General features: G+C 64.5%; 21 protein-coding genes and 1 tRNA gene. 17 read left to right on the plus strand and 5 right to left on the minus strand.

The window, feature by feature from the left end; translation table 11 throughout:
• Positions 1–8: 8 nt before the first annotated feature.
• Genes H163_RS0105920 through H163_RS0105930 form a run of 3 tightly spaced genes read right to left on the minus strand, consistent with a single transcriptional unit; the run spans position 9 to position 5,253 of the window.
• The gene (locus H163_RS0105920) at positions 9–3,101 is read right to left on the minus strand and encodes an efflux RND transporter permease subunit (RefSeq protein ID WP_019963638.1); all 3,093 of its coding nucleotides are present in this window, start codon (positions 3,099–3,101) and stop codon (positions 9–11) included.
• Complete coding sequence (locus tag H163_RS0105925; RefSeq protein ID WP_019963639.1) at positions 3,098–4,183, minus strand: efflux RND transporter periplasmic adaptor subunit; 1,086 nt, start codon at positions 4,181–4,183, stop codon at positions 3,098–3,100. The genes H163_RS0105920 and H163_RS0105925 overlap by 4 nt, the downstream gene beginning before the upstream one ends.
• Entirely contained in the window at positions 4,180–5,253 is a 1,074-nt protein-coding gene (locus H163_RS0105930) for an efflux RND transporter periplasmic adaptor subunit (protein WP_026355503.1), read from the minus strand. Before H163_RS0105930 ends, H163_RS0105925 begins: the two co-directional genes overlap by 4 nt.
• Positions 5,254–5,469: 216 nt before the next feature.
• Between H163_RS0105930 and H163_RS0105935 the strand changes: the two genes are divergently transcribed.
• Positions 5,470–6,087: a TetR/AcrR family transcriptional regulator gene (locus H163_RS0105935; protein ID WP_019963641.1), complete on the plus strand. Its 618-nt coding sequence runs from the start codon at positions 5,470–5,472 to the stop codon at positions 6,085–6,087.
• A gap of 106 nt (positions 6,088–6,193) precedes the next feature.
• Here H163_RS0105935 and H163_RS24890 read toward each other — a convergent pair whose 3' ends face one another.
• Positions 6,194–6,316, minus strand: a complete 123-nt coding sequence (locus H163_RS24890; RefSeq protein WP_280176599.1) for a hypothetical protein — start codon at positions 6,314–6,316, stop codon at positions 6,194–6,196.
• Here H163_RS24890 and H163_RS0105940 point away from each other — a divergent pair.
• A complete protein-coding gene (locus H163_RS0105940) occupies positions 6,315–6,821 on the plus strand; it encodes a ClbS/DfsB family four-helix bundle protein (RefSeq protein ID WP_026355504.1) in 507 nt (168 codons plus the stop codon). The genes H163_RS24890 and H163_RS0105940 overlap by 2 nt on opposite strands.
• Before the next feature lie 115 nt (positions 6,822–6,936).
• On the opposite strand, the gene H163_RS0105945 is transcribed toward H163_RS0105940, so the two are convergent.
• Positions 6,937–7,026, minus strand: a tRNA-Ser gene (locus H163_RS0105945).
• Positions 7,027–7,818: 792 nt separating this feature from the next.
• Between H163_RS0105945 and rplU the strand changes: the two genes are divergently transcribed.
• The 15 genes from rplU (at position 7,819) to H163_RS0106020 (ending at position 20,703) form a co-directional block, all read left to right on the plus strand.
• A complete protein-coding gene (gene rplU, locus H163_RS22285) occupies positions 7,819–8,193 on the plus strand; it encodes a 50S ribosomal protein L21 (RefSeq protein WP_019963643.1) in 375 nt (124 codons plus the stop codon).
• Positions 8,194–8,243: 50 nt separating this feature from the next.
• Positions 8,244–8,513, plus strand: a complete 270-nt coding sequence (gene rpmA, locus H163_RS0105955; RefSeq protein ID WP_019963644.1) for a 50S ribosomal protein L27 — start codon at positions 8,244–8,246, stop codon at positions 8,511–8,513.
• 123 nt (positions 8,514–8,636) lie between these two features.
• A complete protein-coding gene (locus H163_RS0105960) occupies positions 8,637–9,242 on the plus strand; it encodes a GNAT family N-acetyltransferase (protein ID WP_019963645.1) in 606 nt (201 codons plus the stop codon).
• Positions 9,239–9,808 carry a GNAT family N-acetyltransferase gene (locus tag H163_RS0105965; RefSeq protein ID WP_019963646.1) on the plus strand — a complete coding sequence of 190 codons (570 nt, stop codon included), beginning with the start codon at positions 9,239–9,241 and terminating at the stop codon, positions 9,806–9,808. The genes H163_RS0105960 and H163_RS0105965 overlap by 4 nt, the downstream gene beginning before the upstream one ends.
• Positions 9,808–10,374, plus strand: a complete 567-nt coding sequence (locus H163_RS0105970) for a GNAT family N-acetyltransferase (protein WP_019963647.1) — start codon at positions 9,808–9,810, stop codon at positions 10,372–10,374. The genes H163_RS0105965 and H163_RS0105970 overlap by 1 nt, the downstream gene beginning before the upstream one ends.
• 27 nt (positions 10,375–10,401) lie before the next feature.
• Positions 10,402–11,448, plus strand: coding sequence for a GTPase ObgE (gene obgE / locus H163_RS0105975; protein ID WP_019963648.1), 1,047 nt, complete (start codon positions 10,402–10,404; stop codon positions 11,446–11,448).
• Positions 11,436–12,587: a glutamate 5-kinase gene (proB, locus tag H163_RS0105980; RefSeq protein ID WP_019963649.1), complete on the plus strand. Its 1,152-nt coding sequence runs from the start codon at positions 11,436–11,438 to the stop codon at positions 12,585–12,587. Before obgE ends, proB begins: the two co-directional genes overlap by 13 nt.
• Positions 12,588–12,597: 10 nt before the next feature.
• Entirely contained in the window at positions 12,598–13,878 is a 1,281-nt protein-coding gene (locus tag H163_RS0105985) for a glutamate-5-semialdehyde dehydrogenase (RefSeq protein ID WP_019963650.1), read from the plus strand.
• 12 nt (positions 13,879–13,890) lie between these two features.
• Complete coding sequence (locus tag H163_RS0105990) at positions 13,891–14,535, plus strand: nicotinate-nucleotide adenylyltransferase (protein ID WP_019963651.1); 645 nt, start codon at positions 13,891–13,893, stop codon at positions 14,533–14,535.
• Between the two features lie 242 nt (positions 14,536–14,777).
• Positions 14,778–15,176 carry a ribosome silencing factor gene (gene rsfS / locus H163_RS0105995; RefSeq protein ID WP_081625965.1) on the plus strand — a complete coding sequence of 133 codons (399 nt, stop codon included), beginning with the start codon at positions 14,778–14,780 and terminating at the stop codon, positions 15,174–15,176.
• Between the two features lie 90 nt (positions 15,177–15,266).
• Complete coding sequence (rlmH, locus tag H163_RS0106000; protein WP_019963653.1) at positions 15,267–15,749, plus strand: 23S rRNA (pseudouridine(1915)-N(3))-methyltransferase RlmH; 483 nt, start codon at positions 15,267–15,269, stop codon at positions 15,747–15,749.
• 350 nt (positions 15,750–16,099) lie between these two features.
• Positions 16,100–17,437 (plus strand): murein hydrolase activator EnvC family protein, encoded by a 1,338-nt coding sequence (locus tag H163_RS0106005; RefSeq protein WP_026355507.1) that lies wholly within the window; start codon positions 16,100–16,102, stop codon positions 17,435–17,437.
• Positions 17,434–18,786 carry a S41 family peptidase gene (locus H163_RS0106010; protein WP_019963655.1) on the plus strand — a complete coding sequence of 451 codons (1,353 nt, stop codon included), beginning with the start codon at positions 17,434–17,436 and terminating at the stop codon, positions 18,784–18,786. The genes H163_RS0106005 and H163_RS0106010 overlap by 4 nt, the downstream gene beginning before the upstream one ends.
• Before the next feature lie 139 nt (positions 18,787–18,925).
• A complete protein-coding gene (locus tag H163_RS0106015; RefSeq protein ID WP_019963656.1) occupies positions 18,926–20,065 on the plus strand; it encodes a divergent polysaccharide deacetylase family protein in 1,140 nt (379 codons plus the stop codon).
• Positions 20,066–20,151: 86 nt separating this feature from the next.
• Complete coding sequence (locus H163_RS0106020; protein ID WP_019963657.1) at positions 20,152–20,703, plus strand: RNA pyrophosphohydrolase; 552 nt, start codon at positions 20,152–20,154, stop codon at positions 20,701–20,703.
• Positions 20,704–20,738: the final 35 nt, after the last annotated feature.

Below are 20,738 nucleotides of genomic sequence, written 5' to 3' on the forward strand. Positions count from 1 at the left end.
CCCTGACCTCAGGCGTGTGAGGCTCCACCCTCGTGCGCGTCACCATGCGGCTCTGCCGGGCTGTCATCGCGCGGAATGCGGAACCAGGCCACATAGAGCGCGGGCAGGAACAGGAGCGTCAGAACCGTGCCCACCACGATGCCGCCCATCATGGCATAGGCCATCGGCCCCCAGAACACCTCACGGGAAATGGGGATGAGCGCGAGCGTCGCCGCTGCTGCCGTCAGCATGATCGGCCGCATGCGGTGCTCGGTTGCCTCGATCACCGCCTTCCACGCCGGCATGCCCTCACTTCTCAAGTGCTCGATCTGCACCACGAGGATGACCGAGTTGCGGATGAGGATGCCGACGAGGGCAAGGATGCCGAGAATGGCGACGAAGCCCATCGGCGCATTGCTGAGCAGCAGCGCCGACACCACGCCGATGAGGGCCAGCGGCGCCACGGCGAACACCAGGAACAGGCGGCTGAAGCTCTGCAGCTGGATCATCAGGATGGTGGCCATGATGAACAGCATCAGCGGAGCCACGGCCGCAATCGGGCCCTGCGCCTCGGCGCTTGATTCAACCGAACCGCCGATCTCGATGTTGTAGCCGGCCGGAAGCTCCTTCTGGAACTGCTCCATCCGGGGCTTCAGCTGCTCGACAATCGTTGCAGGCTGGGTCGGTCCAACCACCGCAGCCTTCACCGTGATGGTGGGGATGCGGTCGCGGGTGGCGATCAGCGGCTGCTCGACTTCATTGCGGAACCGGGCGACCGTCGACAGCGGAATGGACTTGCCGCTGGCACTGGGCAGCTGCAGGTTCTTCAGCGTCTCGACAGAACCCCTCTCGGAGGCCTGGGCGCGGCCGATGACATCAATCAGGTAGATATCGTCCCGGACCTGGGTTGCCGATGAGCCCTGCACGATGCTGCCCAGCGCCGAGGCAATGTCCTGCGAGGAAATGCCAAGCTGGCGGGCCTTGTCCTGCAGCACGTCCACCTTCACCACGCGAATGGGCTCGTTCCAGTCGTAGGTGAGGTTGGACAGAAGCGGATGCGTGTTGAGGACCGCTCCGAACTTCTGCGCCAGCTGACGCACCTGCTGCACGTCCGGGCCGCTGATCCGGTACTGGACGGGCTTGCCCACCGGGGGCCCGATGTCGAGCAGCTTCACGAAGACATCGCTGCCGGGGAAGGTCTTCGCCGCATAGGCCTGAAGATCCGCGCGCAGCCGGTTGCGGGCCTCCAGATCCTTCGTGACGATGACGATCTGGCCGAACCAGGGCGATGCGGACTGCACGTCATAGGACAGGATGAAGCGCGGCGCCCCCTGCCCCACATAGGCCGACCAGTGCTCCACATCCTCGTTGCCGGAAAGCTTCTCGCGCTCCAGCTGCGCCATCTGCCGGTTGGTTTCGGCAATGGTCGTGTTCTGCGGCATGTTCCAGTCGATGATCAGTTCGACACGGTCTGACGCAGGGAAGAACTGCTGCTGCACAAGCCCGAGACCACCCACCGACACGCCGAAGGCGGCAATGGTGAGCAGGATCGTCACCCAGCGCCAGCGCATGGCGAGCGTGAGCAGCGAGGCGAACAGCGAAGCCATGCGCCCCTTCTTCTCGTGATGGGCCTTCATCGTCTTCGGCAGGATCGTCACGCCCAGGAGGGGTGTGAACAGCACGGCTACGATCCAGGACACGATCAGCGACACGGCAATGACGACGAAGAGCGTGAAGGTGAACTCCCCGGCCGCACTGCTGTTGAGGCCGATGGGGATGAAGCCGGCGACCGTCACCAGCGTGCCGGTGAGCATCGGGAAGGCGGTGGAGGTGTAGACGTGCGTCGCTGCCTTTCTGAGGGTATCGCCCGCTTCCAGCCGCGACACCATCATCTCCACCGCAATCATGGCATCGTCCACCAGCAGGCCCAGCGCGATGATGAGCGCCCCCAGCGAAATACGCTGCAGCGAGATGCCGGTGTACTCCATGAAGACGAAGGTGATGGCCAGCACCAGCGGAATGGAGATCGCCACCACCAGACCGGCACGCAGCCCCAAGCTGATGAAGCTGATGGCCAGAACGATGGCCACCGCCTCGAACAGGGCCTTGGTGAAGCCGGACACCGCCTCCTCCACCACCTTGGGCTGGTTCGAGACCTGTGACACGGTCACGCCGACCGGCAGATCCCGGATGACGCGCTGCAATTCGGCTTCCAGCTCCTCACCAAAGGTGAGCAGGTTGGCGCCTGCCTTCATGCCGATGGCAAGGCCGATCGCTGGCTGGCCGTTGTAGCGGAACAGCGACGACGGCGGGTCCACGTAGCCGCGGGTGACGGTGGCAATATCCGTCAGCGGGAAATAGCGGTCATTCACACGCAGGTTGATTGCCTTCAGGCTTTCTTCCGAGGTGAACTGGCCGTTGACGCGAAGGGCAATCCGCTCGGCTCCGGCCTCGACGAAACCGGACTGGGTCACCGCATTCTGTGCCTGCAGGGTCTCGATGATCGCCCGCTGGTCGATGCCGAGCGCCGCAATCTTGCGGGTGGAGAATTCCAGATAGATTACCTCGTCCTGCGCACCCAGAATGTCGATCTTGCCGACATTCTCCACCGTCAGCAGCTTGGCGCGGGCATCCTCCACCAGATCGCGCAGCTGGCGCTGGGTCAGGCCATCGGACGTAAAGGCAAAGATGTTGCCATACACGTCGCCGAAGGAATCATTGAAGAACGGCCCGAGCACACCACTGGGGAATTCACCCCGGATGTCATTGATCATGTTGCGGACGCGCACCCAGTTGCCGGCCACGTCCCTTGCCTTCGTCGTCGGCAGAAGCTCCAGGAAGATCGTGGTCTGGCCCGCCCGCGTTTCGGAGCGGGTATAGTCCAGTGCCTCCAGCTCCTCGAGCTTGCGCTCGATCCGGTCCGTCACCTGCAGCCGCATTTCCTCCGCAGAGGCGCCGGGCCACTGGGCGCTGACGATCATGGTCTTGATCGTGAAGTTCGGATCTTCCTCGCGGCCAAGGTTCATGTAGGAGAAGACGCCCGCCAGCAGGAAGACGATCATGAAGTACCAGACGAGGGAACGGTGCTCCAGCGCCCAGTCCGAAAGGTTGAACTTCTTCACTTGACCGTCTCCTGATCAATCCGGATGGCCTGGCCTTCCGTCAGCGTGTTGACGCCTGCCACGACCACGCGGTCGCCCGCCTCAAGCCCTTGCAAAACCGGAACGCGTCCGCCCTGGGCCGCCGTTTCATCCACGCTCACCTTGCGGGAAACCACCTTGCCGGCGGCCTCGTCCACCACCCAGACCGACCGCGCATCCCCTTCCGCGCGGATGGCTGATGCCGGAAGCCAGAAACGGGCTTCGGAATGGACATCGGCAAAGGCCATGATGACGGCACCCAGCCGCAAGGCTTCGGGCGGGTCCACCAATGTCAGGCGCACACGCCGGGTGCGGGTGGCCCCGTCAGCCTGCGGGCCGATTTCACGCACGATGCCTTTTGCCTGCACCCTGGGGTCCAGCTGCAGGGCCACATCAAAGACGGCCCCCGGCTTCAGCTTGCCGCTGGCGTCCTCGGGCACGTCGATCACCGCATCGCGCTCATCCGGCTTGGCCACCGTCACCACGGTCTGCCCGTCGGTGACGACCTGACCCACTTCCGCCGAGGTGCCGGTGACAACTCCGTCGAACTCGGCCAGAAGTCGGGCATAGCCCAGCTGCTCCTGCGCCTTGTCCAGATTGGCCTTGGCCCTTGCCACCGCCGCCTCGGCAATCTTGCGGTCCTGCTCGGCCGTCTCGAACGTGGCCAGCGCACCGGACTGGCGCTCGAACAGGGTCTTCTGCCGCGCTTCGGTGGTGATGGCATTGCTCAGCTGGGCATTGGCATTGACCAGATCGGATTGGGCGCTTTTCACCGCCAGTTCCAGCGACACCGGATCGATGGTGGCGAGCACATCGCCCTTGCGGACGATGTCGGCCGTCTGCACATCGCGGGTGACGATGCGGCCGAGCACGCGGAAGCCATAGTCCGTCTCGACACGGGCCGCGACGGTGCCGGGCAGGGTCAGACGGGTGGCAGGCGCTTCCTCCACCCGCACGGACAGCACCGGGCGCACCGGCGCAGCCTCTTCGGCCTCATGCGGCTCGCATGCGGCCAGCGAAATGCCGGCGAGCAGCAGGACTGAAAGACTGGCAGCGAGTCTCATTGGGCGGTCTCCTCAAAACTGACGGTTTCGCCGGGGCTCAGGAATTTCGTGCCATTGATGACCACCAGTTCCCCCGCCGTCACGCCTGAGGCGACCGTGAAGGCACCGCTGCTATAGGCCAGCACCTCGACCGGGCGAAGCGAGACCTTGCGCTCTGCCGGGTCCATCACCCATACAGCCGTGCGCCCGCCATCCGAGGCCATGGCCGCCGCGGGAAGTTCGATCACAGGCACGGGCTGATAGCTCAAGGTGGCCGTCACCGCGCTGCCAAGGCGCAAGGAGGCGGTGTCCTCAAGCTGCATCTTCACCCGGATCGTGCCGGTGGACGGGTCGATCGCCGGGGAGATTTCGCGGATCACCGCCTTGGCCGGCATGCCCCCGCTCAGGGGCGAGACCAGCACCAGCGGTTCCAGCTTGCGGTCCAGAAAGACCGATTCATCCAGATTGAGCACCACGTCGAGCGGGCCGTCATGAGCAAGGGAGAAGACCTGCTGCGAGGCCTGCGCCACCTGCCCCACCTCGGCGCTGCGGGCGGTGATGACCCCATCCGCATCGGCCTTCAGACTGGTCCGTTCAAGCGCCTCGCGCGCCCGGCCGGCCTGCGCCTGCGCGGCTTCCACATTGGCCTGCGCGCGCGTCAGCTGCTCCTGGGCGCTGTCCAGCGAGGCCCGCGTGGTCACTCCGCTTTCAAACAGCCGCTGCTGCCGGTCAAAGGCCTGCTGCGCCTGCGTGCGTTCGGCCATGGCGGAATTGAGCGAGGCAACCGCCACGTCCAGATCCGCCTGCTGCTCGCTCGGGTCGATCCGCGCCAGCACCTGTCCGGCGCTGACGCGGCCGCCCACATCCACCAGCCGCGCGATGATCCGGCCCGTCGTCTGAAAGGAGAGGTTCGACTGCACCCGCGCACGGATTTCCCCCGTTGCCGTCACCGTGTCCGGCACAGAGACCTCGTGCACCTTCGTCACCTGAACCAGCCGCTCAGGCTTCTGCTGTGGCTCATCCTGCGGCCCGCAGGCCGCCAGAAAGGCGGCTGCGAGCATCCAGGGAATATGTGTGGCTATCCGTCGCATGATCGCCCCTTCCTAAAAAGATGCGGCAAATTATTATTGACTGACTCGAAGGTCAATGAAAAAACAGCAATCAGGTAAATGCCGCTGCTCAATAAGGCAAGCTCATCAAGCAGTGGTTAAGCCCGTGCGGCGATTGAGCATCTTCAAGGCGCGATGCGTCAGCATCGAAAGCCTTGATATAGATGCCGCGCCAGAACAAAAAACGGACCCGGAAGAATGACACCAAAGGCCAAGCTCACCCGCGCCGAACGCAAGGCCCTGCGCCCCGCCCAGATTCTGGATGCGGCCTTTGAGGAATTTGTGACACACGGCTTCACCGCCGCCCGGGTGGAAGACATCGCCGAGCGCATCGGCGTGACCAAGGGCACGGTCTATGTCTATTTTCCCACCAAGGACGAGCTGTTCACCGCCATGCTGAATCACATTGCGGTGCCGCTGGAAGATCTGGCAGCAGAGACCCGCAGCCTCACCGGCACCTGCACGGAGCGGCTGCAGCGGCTGATCCTGCTCAGCTATGAAAAGGTGGTGGAGGACCGGCGCATGCGCGAGCTGATGCGCTTCGTCGTTTCGGAGAGCAGCCGTTTTCCGCAGGTCATCGACCTGCACCACACCCAGTTCGTCGAGCCGCTGATGGACCAGATCCAGCACCTTCTCGACCAGGGCATCGCCTCAGGCGAATTCCGCAAGAGCCCCTCCGCCACCGCCAGCGTCATCGCCGGCCCGGTGCTGGCCATGATGATCGAACACCTCATCTTCGCCGGCCGCCAGCCCATCGCCCTCGAAACCCACATCGCCGGGCATCTGGATCTGGTGATGGCGGGGTTGAAAGCGTAGAGGGCACGCCACTGCAAGCGCCGGCCTCTTTTGAGGCTGCGGCTAGGGGGAGTTTTGCGTGGGAAAGGGAATGGCGGGCCGCGAGCGATGAGGATAAACACGACCTCTACGCTTCGGCTCTCAAATGCAGCACGCTGACGCGGTTTTGAGCACTGCCGGGGACCTTGCCGGTCAACGGCAATGGCCAGATCTTTTCAAAGATCGATGCTTGCAAAAGAAGGAAAGACATGGCTGTTCCCACCACCAAGACGGAACTACTGGCGGCTATTACGACAACGTTCGAAAGGCTGATCGAGGATTTAGCGAAGGTTCAGCCCCACCGCGCACGTGAGGTCACGATGAAGGGCCATGCTGAAGGGACCACCATGAGCCCGGCGGACCTGGTCGCCTATCTGATCGGATGGAACGAACTGGTTCTGAAATGGCTGGACCGCAACGACCGCGACGAACCAGTCGATTACCCCGAAGCGGGCTTCCAATGGAACCAGCTCGGCCTGCTGGCCCGGAAGTTCTACGCCGATTACAGCGCAATGGAATGGCACGGCCTGCTCGCCCGTCTGGAGCATGCGAAGGCAGGACTGATCGCGACGGTCACAGCCCGATCCGATGAGGAGCTCTATGGCAGCGCCTGGTACGGAAAATGGACCAAGGGCCGCATGATCCAGCTCAACACCTCGTCCGCCTATACCAATGCCCGAGCCCGGATCAGGAGCTGGCAGAAGGCGCAAGGCTGAAGGTGCTGTTCCTGGCGGAGGGGCATCTGCAAGCAATAGCAGGAGGCACCGTGACTTGCAGCATTCACACAGCTATCTCATGGAAGTTTCACCACAGCCCATAATGAGCGGTGAATGGCGGAGAGGGTGGGATTCGAACCCACGGTACGGTTGCCCGCACAACGGTTTTCGAGACCGTCCCGTTCAACCACTCCGGCACCTCTCCGCGGCACACGTCAAACGTGGTCTTAAGTGGCGCGGAACATAGACAAGGGGATTGACCCTCGCAAGAGGCAATTTCGGCTTTTGCCGGTTTTTTTGCCATGCACAGCCGGGACCGGCAGAAAACCTTGAGCGGCAAGGGGTTGAGGGTGTTTCACGCTGGCCGTATGGTGGCAGGGGCGCATGCAAGAAAGACAGCAGACGCCGCTTGCCGGGGCTGCACGCGCCCCCGTGCAGACTGCACGGGACCGGTACACGAGGCGCCGTCCCGGACGAAGCGCAGCGGAGATCCGGGAACCACTCGTTCGCAGAGCGGTCAGTGGAGCTTCCGGCGGCAACCCGTTGCCAAGGCTCAGGATGATGGCACCTCTCTGCAAGCGAGCAGACCCGGGCTCGCGCTGCGCTTGGCCGGGGCGGCCCGGTGTCTCCTGGCAGCGCCGCCCCCGACAGCCGGGAGAACGGCAGGGAGATCGTCCGTGACAAAAGCTGCCGCACCATGCCTGCCCACCTTTGCCGGGGCAGGAAAAATGGCGGTTTGCGGCGGGTTGTGGATTGACTTTCCTTTGTTCGCGGCGTTATACAGCCTCTGCTCAGTGAAATGGGGCCAATAGGCTCTGTGCATTGTGCTGTCTCCAGACCTCCAACCATCCAGCATTGCTGCCGGTTTTTCCGCAGGGCTGGCTGTTCCCGAAGAGAAGAAACTCCGACATGGGCCAGGCGGCCTGCGGCGTGGTTTTGACCGGCGGGAGGGGTTCCGGAGATACGGCAACAGAACGAAAAAAAGGACGTGCAAGACATGTTCGCAGTGATCAAGACCGGCGGTAAGCAGTACACCGTCGCACAGGACGACCTTCTGAAGGTCGAAAAGCTCGACGCCGAAGCTGGCGCCACCGTGACCTTTGAAGAGGTCCTGATGGTCGGCAATGGCGAAGAAACCACCGTTGGCGCGCCGCTCGTGGCTGGCGCCACCGTGACTGCGGAAGTGGTCGATCAGGCCCGCACCCGCAAGATCATCATTTTCAAGAAGCGCCGCCGTCAGAATTCCCGGCGCCGCAACGGTCACCGTCAGTCCTATACGCTGGTCAAGGTGACGGCCATCTCCACCGGCGATGCAAAGCCGGCGAAGAAGACCACCAAGAAGGCACAGGCTGAGGAAGCCGCTGGCGAGTAATCGCCGCCACCTCAGCGCAACTTGAACAGCGAAAGACGAGGAGTTTCGTCATGGCACACAAAAAAGCAGGCGGTTCATCCCGCAACGGCCGCGACTCCGCCGGCCGCCGCCTCGGCGTCAAGAAGTTCGGCGGCGAAGCCGTGATTCCGGGCAACATCATCGCACGTCAGCGCGGCACCACCTGGCATCCGGGCAACGGCGTCGGCATGGGCAAGGATCACACCATTTTTGCGACCGTAGAGGGCAAAGTGGAATTCCAGGCCAAATCCAACGGCCGAACCTTCATTAACGTGCTGCCGGCAGCGGTAGCAGCGGAGTAAAGCCGAGTGAAACCATGTTCGCCGGCGTCCTGATCGACCCGGCGGTTCTGGTGAACCGGTCAAAGTTCAAGGGGAGATGGGACGCCATCTCCCCTTTTCGTTTTTCTTTGACCGGAGGAAGTTATGGTTGTCGAGAGTGAAGGATACTTAGACGAAAGCAGTCTGGTTGCGGCCCGGATGCCGCTGGAAGGGGTTCGTGTCCGGCTCGATACGCCGCGCAAGGACGATCTGGCAGACATTGTATTTCTCGCCAACAACCGCAAGATTGCCTCGCATCTGGCCACCATGCCCCATCCCTTCGCTCTGGAGGATGCGCGGGCGCTGGTGCAGAAGAGCCAGATGGCAACTCCCCATTACGCAAGTTTTGCCATCCGCCTGAAGGCCACCGGGCGCTTCATCGGACAGGCCAAGTATGCCGCCGCCGAACCGGGCGGTCCGATCCAGGTCGGCTACTGGCTGGGCGAGCCCTTCTGGGGCTGCGGCTTTGCCACCGAAGCGCTGCACCGGCTGGTCGATCACGCCTTCAGCAACGGCGACATGTATGAGCTGCAGGGCAGCTGCCGCGTCACCAATCCGGCCTCGCGCCGGGTGCTGATCAAGAGCGGCTTCCAGTACCGCGACCAGGGCATGGCCCGGTCGCTGGGGGCAGGCGGCAATGTGCCCATCGAGCGCTTCGTGCTGGAGCGCTCCGTCTGGCGCTCGCTGAAGCAATGGGGAGGCCGGTCATGAGCCGCTTGCCGGAACTGCGCACCCGCCGCCTCATCCTGCGCCCCTTGCGCGGAGAGGATTCGGAGGCCATCGTCCGCCTGTGCGGGCAGGAATTCGAGGTTGTCCGCTGGCTGACGAGCATGGCCTGGCCCTATGAAGAGGGCTCGGCCGAGGCTTTCACCGCCCGGGCGATGACCTGTGATCCGGTGGAGGAGGCGGCCGTCTTCGCCATCACGCTGGGCGGCGTCTTCATCGGCGTCATGGCAATCGATGCACCGGGTGAGCTGGCGGAAGCGGCCGGCTGCCCGACCATCGGCTACTGGCTGGGCCGGCCCTTCCAGGGCTTCGGCTATGCCGGGGAAGCAGCGGAAGCGGCGCTCGACTGGGCCTTTGCCGCCCATGGCTGCACGGCCGTTGCCGCGCGGGTGTTCGAGGAAAATGCCGCTTCGCGGGCGCTCCTGCGCAAGCTTGGCTTCCAGCCGGAAGCCATCACCGAGCGCTATGCAAGGGCACTGGACCGCAAGGTCCGCAACATCGTCGTGCGGCTGGATGGCAAGGCCTTCCGCCAGCGCAAGGCAGCGGCCTGATGGGCGCGGCGGAGAGCTCCGGCAAATGGCAGGGCCTGCCGCTCGCCACATCGCGGCTGACCTTGCGCCCGGCACGGGCCGCCGATGCCGCTGATATTGTCCCGCTGGCCGGGGATATCGAGGTCTCCCGCACGCTGGCGCGGATGCCGCATCCCTATACGGCAGAGCATGCGCAAGCCTGGCTGCAGGCGGCGATGGACGGGACGGATCTGACCAGCATCAATCTGGTTCTTGACCGGAATGATGCCTTCATTGGCTCGATCACGTTTCGCGAGTTGCACGCAAGCCCCCTGATCGGGTATTGGCTTGGCCGCCCCTTCTGGGGTCAGGGCCTGATGAGCGAAGCCCTGAAGGCTGCGCTTGGCTGGTTCTTTGCCGTCACAGATCATGAGGCTCTGGAGGCAGAGGTCATGACGGGCAATGCCGCGTCGCTGGCTGCGCTGCGCAGGCTGGGGTTCCGCGAGACGGGCACCGGCACCTGCGCCAGCCTTGCCACCGGCACGGCGGCGGCTTCAATCCGCACACGCCTTGAGCGCGCGCGTTTTCTGGAATCTAGTGATGCCTGACGCGCGGGCAGCAGAAATGGACATGAGATGAAGTTCCTCGACCAGGCCAAGATTTATGTACGCTCCGGCAATGGCGGTGCCGGTGCGGTCTCCTTCCGGCGGGAGAAGTTCATCGAATTCGGCGGCCCCGATGGCGGCGACGGCGGGCGCGGCGGCGACGTCTGGGTCGAATGCGTCGAAGGCCTGAACACGCTCATCGACTACCGCTACCAGCAGCATTTCAAGGCCGGTACCGGCGTCCACGGCATGGGCCGCAACCGCACGGGCGCCAAGGGCAATGATGTGGTGCTGCGCGTGCCGGTGGGCACGGAGATCCTCGAAGAAGACAACGAAACCGTCATTGCCGACCTGACCGAGCCCGGCCAGCGCCTGCTGCTGCTGCGCGGCGGCAATGGCGGCTTCGGCAATGCCCAGTTCAAGTCTTCCACCAATCAGGCGCCGCGCCATGCCAATCCGGGCCTTGAGGGCATCGAGAAGTGGATCTGGCTGCGGCTGAAACTCATCGCCGATGCCGGCCTCGTCGGCCTGCCCAATGCGGGCAAATCCACGTTCCTGGCCTCCGTGTCTGCGGCCAAGCCCAAGATCGCCGACTATCCCTTCACCACCCTGCATCCGAACCTCGGCGTGGTCGAGCTGGACGGGCGCGGCTTCGTGCTGGCCGATATTCCGGGCCTGATCGAGGGCGCGCATGAAGGCACGGGCCTGGGCGACCGCTTCCTTGGCCATATCGAGCGCACCCGCGTGCTGCTGCATCTGGTCGATGGCTCGGGCGTGGAAGATCCGGGCGAAGCTTACCGTGTGGTGCGCGGCGAGCTGGAGGCCTATGGCAACGGGCTGGAAGACAAGCCGGAAATCGTCGCCATGTCCAAGGCCGACGCGCTATCGCCGGAGCTGCGCGCCGAACGGGCCGCCTCGCTGGAAGCAGCCTGCGGCCGCAAGCCGCTGATCCTCTCGTCGGCCAGCCGCAAGAATGTGGATACGGCGCTGCGCATGATCATCAGGGCAATCGACAAGGACAAGGAGGACGCCGCAAACGAGGTTCCCTCCCGTCCTGAAGAGGGATGGCGTCCGTGAAGCAGGCAACCCGGCAGCTTGGCGAGTTCAAGCGCATTGTTGTGAAGATTGGCTCGGCTCTGCTTGTCGAAAACGGCAAGCTGCGGCGCGAGTGGCTGGAAGCCATCGTCGATGACCTCGCCGCGCTGGCGGAAAAGGGCTGTGAGCTCCTGGTGGTGTCCTCCGGCTCCATCGCCCTGGGGCGCGGCGTGCTTGGCCTGCCGCGCGGGCCGCTGAAGCTGGAAGAAAGCCAGGCCGCCGCCGCCGTGGGCCAGATCGCGCTGGCGCAGGCCTATTCCGAATGCCTTGGCCGCAAGGGGCTGAAGGCGGGGCAGGTTCTGCTGACGCTGGGCGACACGGAAGAGCGCCGCCGCTATCTCAACGCCCGCGCCACCATCGGCACGCTGCTGCGCATGGGGGCGGTGCCGATCATCAACGAGAATGACACGGTCGCCACCTCGGAAATCCGCTATGGCGACAATGACCGGCTCGCCGCCCGCGTCGCCACCATGACGACCGCCGATTGTCTCGTGCTGCTGTCGGACATCGACGGGCTCTACACCGCCCCCCCGGCGACCAATCCGGATGCGGTGTTCCTGCCCGAAGTGCCGCGCATCACGCCGGAGATCGAGGCGATGGCAGGCAGCGCCGGGTCGGAGCTGTCGCGTGGCGGGATGAAGACCAAGATCGACGCGGCCAAGATTGCCACCTCCGCCGGAACGGTGATGGCGATTGCCTCGGGCAAGCGCATGAGCCCGCTGCGCGCCATTGATGAGGGCGTGCGCTGCACGTGGTTCCTGGCCGCCTCCACCCCCGCCACAGCCCGCAAGGCCTGGATCAACGGCCATCTGGAGCCGCGCGGCGAGGTGCATCTGGATGCAGGCGCGGTTTCCGCGCTCAAATCCGGCAAAAGCCTGCTTCCCGCAGGCGTCACTCACATTTCGGGTGGCTTCTCGCGCGGGGATACGGTCAAGATCATCGCCCCGGAAGGCCGGGTGCTGGGGCGCGGCCTCATTGCCTATGATGCGGCAGAGGCACGCATGATCGCGGGCCGCAACAGCCGCGAGATCGAAGCCATCGTCGGCTATCCGGGCCGCGCCGAGATGATCCACCGCGATGATCTGGCGCTGGACGACGCCCAGTTCGAGAAAGAAGCCTGAGGAAAATCCGATGCAGGACAAGGTTGAAGCAAGCAGCATTACGGCACTGATGGCGGATCTGGGCAAGCGTGCCCGCGCCGCAGCCCGCAAGCTCGGCCTTGCCCCAGAGGAGCAGAAGAACCGCGCCCTGCGCGCCATGGCCTCCGCTGTGCGCGAGGCAACGCCCGCGATCCTTGCCGCCAATGCTCAGGACGTGGAAACCATGACGGCCAACGGCCAGATTGCCTCATTCCTCGACCGCGGCACCCTGACGGCGGAGCGGATCGAGGATATCGCCCAGGCGCTCGAGGCAATTGGCGCCCTGCCCGATCCGGTCGGCCATGTCATGTCCGAATGGGAGCGGCCCAACGGGCTTAAGATCGAGCGCGTGCGCACGCCGCTCGGCGTCATCGGCGTCATTTACGAAAGCCGCCCCAACGTGACGGCGGATGCCGGCGCCCTGTGCCTGAAGGCAGGCAATGCGGTGATCCTGCGCGGCGGGTCCGACACGCTGCAGTCGAACCTTGCCATTCACGCCGCCCTGCAGAAGGGACTGGAGGCTGCCGGCCTGCCGGGCGATGCCATCCAGCTGGTGCCGGTGGCGGACCGCGATGCCGTCGGCGAAATGCTGAAGGGCCTCGGCGGCAATCTGGACGTGATCGTGCCGCGCGGCGGCAAGAGCCTTGTCGCACGGGTGCAGAACGACGCGCGCGTGCCCGTCTTCGCGCATCTGGAAGGCATCGTGCACATCTTCCTCGACAAGGCGGCCGATCCTGCCAAGGCAACGGATGTGATCGTCAATTCCAAGCTGCGCCGCACCGGCATCTGCGGCGCGCTGGAAACGCTGCTGGTGGACCGCGCCATCGCCCGGGACCTGCTGCCCGGCATCATCGCCGCGCTGCAGGACAAGGGCTGCGAGGTGCGCGGCGACGCTGAAGTGCAGCACCTGTGCCCCGGCGTACTGCCGGCCACGGATGAGGACTGGACGACGGAGTATCTCGACAAGATCCTCTCCGTGCGCATCGTCGGCGGGCTGCATGAGGCGATCGAGCATATCGAGACCTACGGCTCGCATCACACCGACTGCATCCTGACCGAGGACGAAGAGGCGGCACGCTGCTTCTTTGCCGAGGTGGATTCGGCCATCGTGCTGCACAATGCCTCCACCCAGTTTGCCGATGGCGGCGAATTCGGCATGGGCGCGGAAATCGGCATTGCCACGGGCCGCATGCATGCGCGCGGACCTGTGGGTGTCGAGCAGCTGACCTCCTTCAAGTACCGCGTGCACGGCAACGGCCAGCTTCGCCCGTAACGGACCCATGACGTGACATCATCCGCCACCGGCCGGTTCGAGGCCGATCCCCGCTGGACCAGACTGCCGCATGCGGAGCCGGGCAACCGGATCGGCCTCTTTGGCGGCTCGTTCAATCCGGCCCATTCGGGGCACCGCCTCGTGGCGGAAACGGCGCTGAACCGGCTGAAGCTGGATCAGGTGTGGTGGCTGGTGACGCCCGGAAATCCGTTGAAGGACCACGGCGATCTGGCGCCGCTGAGCCAGCGGCTGGAACAGGCGGCGGCCCTTGCGCGCCATCCGCGTATGAAGGTGACGGCCATTGAAGCGCGGCTGCGCACGGCCTATACGGCTGAGACGCTGGCACGGCTGAAAGGCCTGAGGCCGGATCTTTCCTTCGCCTGGATCATGGGGGCGGACAATCTCGCCAGTTTCCACCGCTGGCAGGACTGGCGGGGCATTCTCAATCAGGTCACCGTCGCCGTGGTCAACCGGCCCGGCGCGTCCCTGTCACCTCTCTTTGCTCCCGCAGCAAGAGCCTTTGCCCGCTACCGGCTGGCCGAAGTGGATGCCCCGCTGGCGCTGTCCATGAAGCCGCCGCACTGGGTTTTCCTGCATGCGCCGCTGGACCCCGTCTCCTCGACAGTCCTGCGCGCCAGACAGAAGGAAGGGCTCTGAATACAGGCACTTGCGGCATCCGGACACAAGCAGGGCCTGAGCCTCTGCGTGCCGGCGCCCGAGCCTGAGACGGCAAAGAATTAACACTGACACGGCTTGTGTCTTGAAAATGACAGATATGAAGCACTATTCTTGGGGCAGATGGCAGATCCAGGGTCTGAAACTCTGCCGTCCTTGTGGTGCGAAACGGGGATGCCCGGGCATCCCTATCCAACCTGTGGCGAAAGGCGAAACACCTGAGCATGACCTTGCACTCCGGAGAGGCACACGTGTCCTCTCCCACTCAGCCGTCTTTGGATGTAGCTCCCAAAGGCAATCTGATCGACGCGATCCTCTCCAGTCTCGACGCTTCGAAAGCGGAAGAGATCGTTTCCCTCGACATCGCGGGCAAGAGCTCGCTCGCCGATTTCATGGTGATCGCCTCCGGGCGTTCGCACCGGCATGTGGGCGCCATCGCCGACCACCTGCTGCGCGACATCAAGGAATTGGGCTTCGGCAATGCCCGCATCGAAGGCCAGACCCATTGTGACTGGGTGCTGATCGACGCCGGTGACGTGATCGTCCACGTCTTCCGTCCGGAAGTCCGCGGCTTCTACAATCTTGAGAAGATGTGGTCCGCCGACGCGAACGACGTGCAGTAAGGCCAAAGCTGGCCCGGCCAGATGCGCAAAAGGCATCTGGCCCGACGGCCCTTGGAGCTCCCGGCAGCAAGCGCCGGGGGAACGTAATTCATGCGCTATGTCATAGCGGCAGTCGGCCGCATGAAATCCGGTCCGGAGCGTGAGCTGCTGGACCGTTATCTCGACCGTGCCCGCAAGACCGGCCGGGCCCTTGGCGTGACTGCGGTCGATGTCACCGAAACGGTGGAAAGCCGTGCCCAGCGCTCCGAAGACCGCAAGGCGGAGGAGGCGCAGGTGCTGCTCTCGGGCCTGCATCCGCGCGCAAGGCTGATTGCGCTGGATGAAACCGGCAAGACCATGGCGAGCCCGGCCTTTGCAGAGGTTCTGCGCGGCTGGATGGACGAAGGCTGTCCGGAAATCGTGCTGGCCATCGGCGGAGCAGACGGCCACGGCCCCGATCTTCTGGCCCGCGCCGACCTGAAGCTTGCCTTCGGCGCGATGACCTGGCCGCACCAGATCGTGCGCATTCTGGTGGCGGAACAGGTCTACCGGGCGCTGACAATCCAGTCCGGCCACCCCTATCACAGGGTTTGATGGCAAGTCCCTATGGCTTGCGCGTGATCTCAAGGCGTGATGCGCCGGCGTCTCTGCGCCGCAGCACAGGCGAAGATCTGCGGTCAGCTTCACGCAAGATGACAAAATGATCATCTGCCATGGCCTTTGCGGCCCGGATCCCGCCGCATTTGCGCTCTAATTTCTGAGTTGTGGAGCGAGCGGGACGGTAAACGCTTCGTTAATGACAAGGCCGCATCCTCGTCCCAAGTATCTGGCTGTCCCGGTGGAATCACCCCCCGGGCGGAGGGTATGCCAAGACCGGTGCCTCCGGCACATCTGACAGGACTATCGTGGTGCAGCCCTTGCGAACGGCGGGAAGCAGCAGAGCTTTGAAGTCACGGCGCCCTCTGGCGCTGCTGAGTTTGCTTGCCCTTGTCTCGGCACTGCCGCAGCCAGCCGCAGCCCAGGCTGCGACGGCGGTGGAGGCGAGTGTTCCGGGCCCTGCGGCAGAGGTGCTGAAGCGCAAGCTGGAACGCGAAGCGGAACTGGCTGCCCTGTCGCGGGATATCGAACTGTCCTCCGGGCGCCAGCAGGAAATCGAGCAGGAAATTGCTTCGCTCGACCGGGATAGCGAATCCCTGACCAATTCGATCCTGAGCACGGCCGGGCGGATCAAGGGACTGGAAGGCAACATTGCCGATACCGAACGCCGGCTGGAGCGGCTGACGGCCAATGAAGACACCGTGCGCGCCTCCCTGTGGCAGCGCCGGGGCACGCTGGCCGAAATCCTCGCTTCGCTGCAGCGGATCGGGCGGCGTCCGCCGCCTGCGCTGGTGGTGCAGCCGAGCGACGCCCTGTCAGCGGTCCGCAGCGCCATCCTGCTCAATGCGGTGATGCCGGGCCTGCGGATCGAAGCCGAGGCCCTTGCCTCCGATCTTGAGGAACTGAACCGCCTCAAGTCCGGCATTGTAGCCGAGAAAGACAAGCTGCGGGCCGATGCCACACGGCTTGCAGAAGAAAAATCACGTCTGGAACTGCTGATGGCCGCCAAGCGGCAGGAGCGGGAAAGATCGGCCGGGGAACTGGCCGCAGAGCGGCAGAAGGCAGAGGACCTTGCAGCGCAGGCCGGATCTCTCAAGGAATTGATCGCCTCGCTGGAGACGGAAATCGAGAGCGCCCGCAAGGCTGCGGAGGCGGCAGCGGCCGCAACGGCCCTGCGCCAGAGCGGCCGCGCGCCCTCCCGCACGGCGCCGCCCGATCCGGGCCGGCTGAGCCCGGCGGTCGCCTTCGCAGAGACAAAAGGCCTGCTGGCACGGCCAGTTGCAGGCGGCATGCTGAAGGACTACGGCCAGAGCGACGACTATGGCGGGCAGACGGAAGGCCAGACCTTCTCCACCCGCCCGGGCGCGCAGGTGACCGCCCCTGGCGACGGCTGGGTGGTCTATTCCGGCCCCTTCCGGTCGTTCGGCCAACTCTTGATCCTGAACGCCGGCGACGGTTATCATGTACTGCTTGCCGGAATGGACAGGATTGATGTCGAACTGGGGCAGTTTGTTCTTGCCGGAGAGCCCGTCGGTGTGATGGGCTCCACCCAATGGGCGAGTGCTTCGACCTATGGCTTGGGATCGACCAGCCCGGTCCTATATGTTGAATTCAGAAAAGATGGCAGTGCGATTGACCCCACCCCCTGGTGGGCCAGCACAGAGGAAGAAAAGGCTCGCGGATGATACGGAAAGCTTCTCTGCTGTTCACCGGCGCACTGATCGGCGCTGTGGCGGTCACATCCTTTTCAAACCTGCCCATTCGTCTGAGCGGCGCAGCCAACGCAGCAGCTTCGGATACCTACCGTCAGCTGAACCTGTTTGGTGACGTGTTCGAGCGTGTCCGCTCGGACTATGTCGAGGTGCCGGATGACGCTGAGCTGATCGAATCCGCCATCAACGGCATGCTGACCTCGCTGGACCCGCATTCCAGCTACATGCCGCCGAAGGCTTTCCGCGACATGCAGGTGCAGACGCGCGGCGAGTTCGGCGGCCTCGGCATCGAGGTGACGATGGAAGATGGCCTCGTAAAGGTCGTCTCGCCGATCGATGACACCCCGGCCGCCAAGGCAGGCCTGATGGCCGGCGACTTCATCGTGCAGATCGATGGCGAGCAGGTGCAGGGCCTGACCCTGAACCAGGCGGTCGAAAAGATGCGCGGCCCGGTCAAGACCGAGATCAAGGTCACCATCCGCCGTGAAGGGCGCGCAGAGCCCTTTGACGTGACGCTGACCCGCGACACCATCCGCATCCGTTCCGTCCGCTGGCGCGAGGAAGGCGACGTGGGTTACATCCGCGTCACCCAGTTCAACGAGCAGACCTATGACGGGCTGCAGAAGGCCATCGACGAAATCTCCACCAAGATCGGCAGCGACAAGCTGAAGGGTTATGTGCTTGACCTGCGCAACAACCCGGGCGGCCTGCTGGATCAGGCAATTGCCGTCTCCGACGCCTTCCTTGACCGGGGCGAGATCGTCTCCACGCGCGGCCGCAACGCTGAAGAGACCCAGCGCTATAACGCCCGCGCCGGGGATCTGACCCGCGGCAAGCCTGTCATCGTGCTGGTGAACGGCGGTTCGGCCTCTGCTTCGGAAATCGTGGCTGGCGCCCTGCAGGATCACCGCCGCGCCACCGTTCTGGGCAGCCGGTCCTTCGGCAAGGGCTCCGTGCAGACCATCATCCCGCTGGGCGCCAACGGGGCGATCCGCCTGACCACGGCACGCTACTACACCCCGTCGGGCACCTCGATCCAGGCCAAGGGCATCCAGCCGGATATCGTTGCTCTGCAGGACCTGCCGGAAGACATGCAGGGCCGTGCTGAAACGACCGGTGAGGCAGGCCTGCGCGGGCATCTGTCTTCCGGCAATCAGGAAGGCGCCGAACAGAAGGAAGAATCGGGCAGCCAGGCTTATGTCCCGGCCGACCCGAAGGACGACAAGCAGCTGAACCTTGCGCTGGATCTTCTGCGCGGCGTCCAGGCCAACAGCGCCTTCCCGCCGTCCGCTGACCAGCAGAAGGCGGCTGTGCCGAACTGACCGGGCAGTCCGCAAAGTGTCACTCTCCGGCAGGCCGTTTCGTCGCTTGCAAGCCCGCCGGAGGTGAGTAGCATCTGAACCAGCAGGCACGCGCCGCGTTCCGTTCCCCGGAAGGCGGCGCAAGGATATTTGGAGCGTCATGGCGGCGAAGGACCTCACAGCGCCTCTGGGCATGGGCAAGCGGAAGCTGATCCGCCTGCCGTTCGGGCTCATCGGCATGGGCCTGATCACGGTGATCATCACCACCGGGCTGCTGTGGATGGGCGTCGTTGATGATCCGCTTGGCGGTGAGCCGACCGCCGTCCTGCCTCTGGAACGCACTGTCGAGGGCCTGGCCGCCCGTGACATCGCTGCACTGAGTGTGCAGCAGGATCTGGGTTCCGATCAGCATGGGGAAGCCGGCAAGGAACCGGCCACCCTTGGCCCCCGCTTCGATGACGTTGCCAACCAGCCGGCCCGCACGGGCGAGGGCCTCTCGGCCACGCCGGATCAGCGTGTGACCGAGCGTGTCGAATACGGCTATTTGCCAAAGTTGGGTGGCGACGGCATCCGCCCGCTGGACCTTTATGCAAGACCTCTGTCGGGTGAGCTGATTTCCGCACCGCGCATCGCCGTTGTCATCGGCGGGATCGGCCTGTCGGAAGCAGGCAGCCAGAATGCGCTGAAGAGCCTGCCTCCGGAAGTCACGCTGGCCATCGCACCCTATGCCGCTTCACCGGACCGCTGGATGAAACAGGCCCGTGCGGCGGGCCATGAGCTGCTGATGCAGCTGCCGCTGGAGCCTTTCGATTATCCGGACAATGATCCCGGCCCGCATACCCTGCTGGTGAGCTTGCGCAGCCCCGAGTTCCTTGACCGGCTGAGCTGGCTCTTGTCGCGGACCACAAACTATGCCGGGGTGATCAACACCCAAGGCGGCCGTTTCACCGCAGCCGAGCCCTCCATGCAGCTTCTGCTGGACCAGATCACCCAGCGCGGCCTGATGTATGTGGACGACGGCTCCTCCTCGCGCACGGTGGCACCGGCAGCCGCCTCTGCGGCCCGCACCCCCTTCAGCCGCGTTGATGTTGTGCTGGACAGCGTGCCGCGAGCCGAGGAAATCAACGGCCAGCTTCTGCAGCTCGAGGCTCTGGCCCGCGCCCGCGGCGTCGCCGTTGCGTCCGGCACGGCCCTGCCCGTGACCGTCAAGATGCTTCAGGAATGGGCGGCAGATCTGGAACGGCGCGGTTTGCAGCTGGTCCCCGTCAGCGCCACCATCGACAGAGCACCGCAAGGCTGATACCGGAAGCACCCTCCGTGTTTCAGCGGATGGCAGCCTGCGGTTTTGTGATAGTCTGACCGGGCTGACGGTATGTGGAGTAAGACGTGAGCAAGGCCTTGCATGATTTTCCGGGTGCGGATGCACCCGGCGAGCTGCCCTACCGCCCCTGTGTGGGCATCATGCTTGTCAACCGGGAAGGCCGCGTCTGGGCCGGTCACCGGTTCGATCCCAAGGCCGCCCACAAGGGGCGCAAGATCGAGGAAGAATACGCCTGGCAGATGCCGCAGGGCGGCATCGACGCAGGCGAAGATCCGCTGGCTGCCGCCTTCCGCGAACTCTATGAGGAAACCTCCGTCCGTTCCGCATCGCTGATTGCCGAAGCCCCCGGCTGGTTCACCTACGACTATCCGCCGGAAGTGCTGGCCAGCACCCGCCACGGCAAGTACCGCGGGCAGGCGCAGAAATGGTATGCCCTGCGCTTTGAAGGCGAGGACAGCGAGATTGGCATCCTCACTCCGCCCAAAGGCCATTCCCAGGAGTTCGACGGCTGGCGCTGGGAGGAGGCTGCGAGGCTTCCGGAGTTGATCGTCCCCTTCAAGCGGCATGTCTATCAGCAGGTGGTCGAGGCCTTCGCGAGGCTTGTGCCGGGGCTTTGAGATCCTGCTCCAGGGCGCATTCAGGATGTCCGGAC

Source organism: Pannonibacter phragmitetus DSM 14782 (genome assembly GCF_000382365.1).
Classification (GTDB): Bacteria; Pseudomonadota; Alphaproteobacteria; order Rhizobiales; family Stappiaceae; genus Pannonibacter; species Pannonibacter phragmitetus.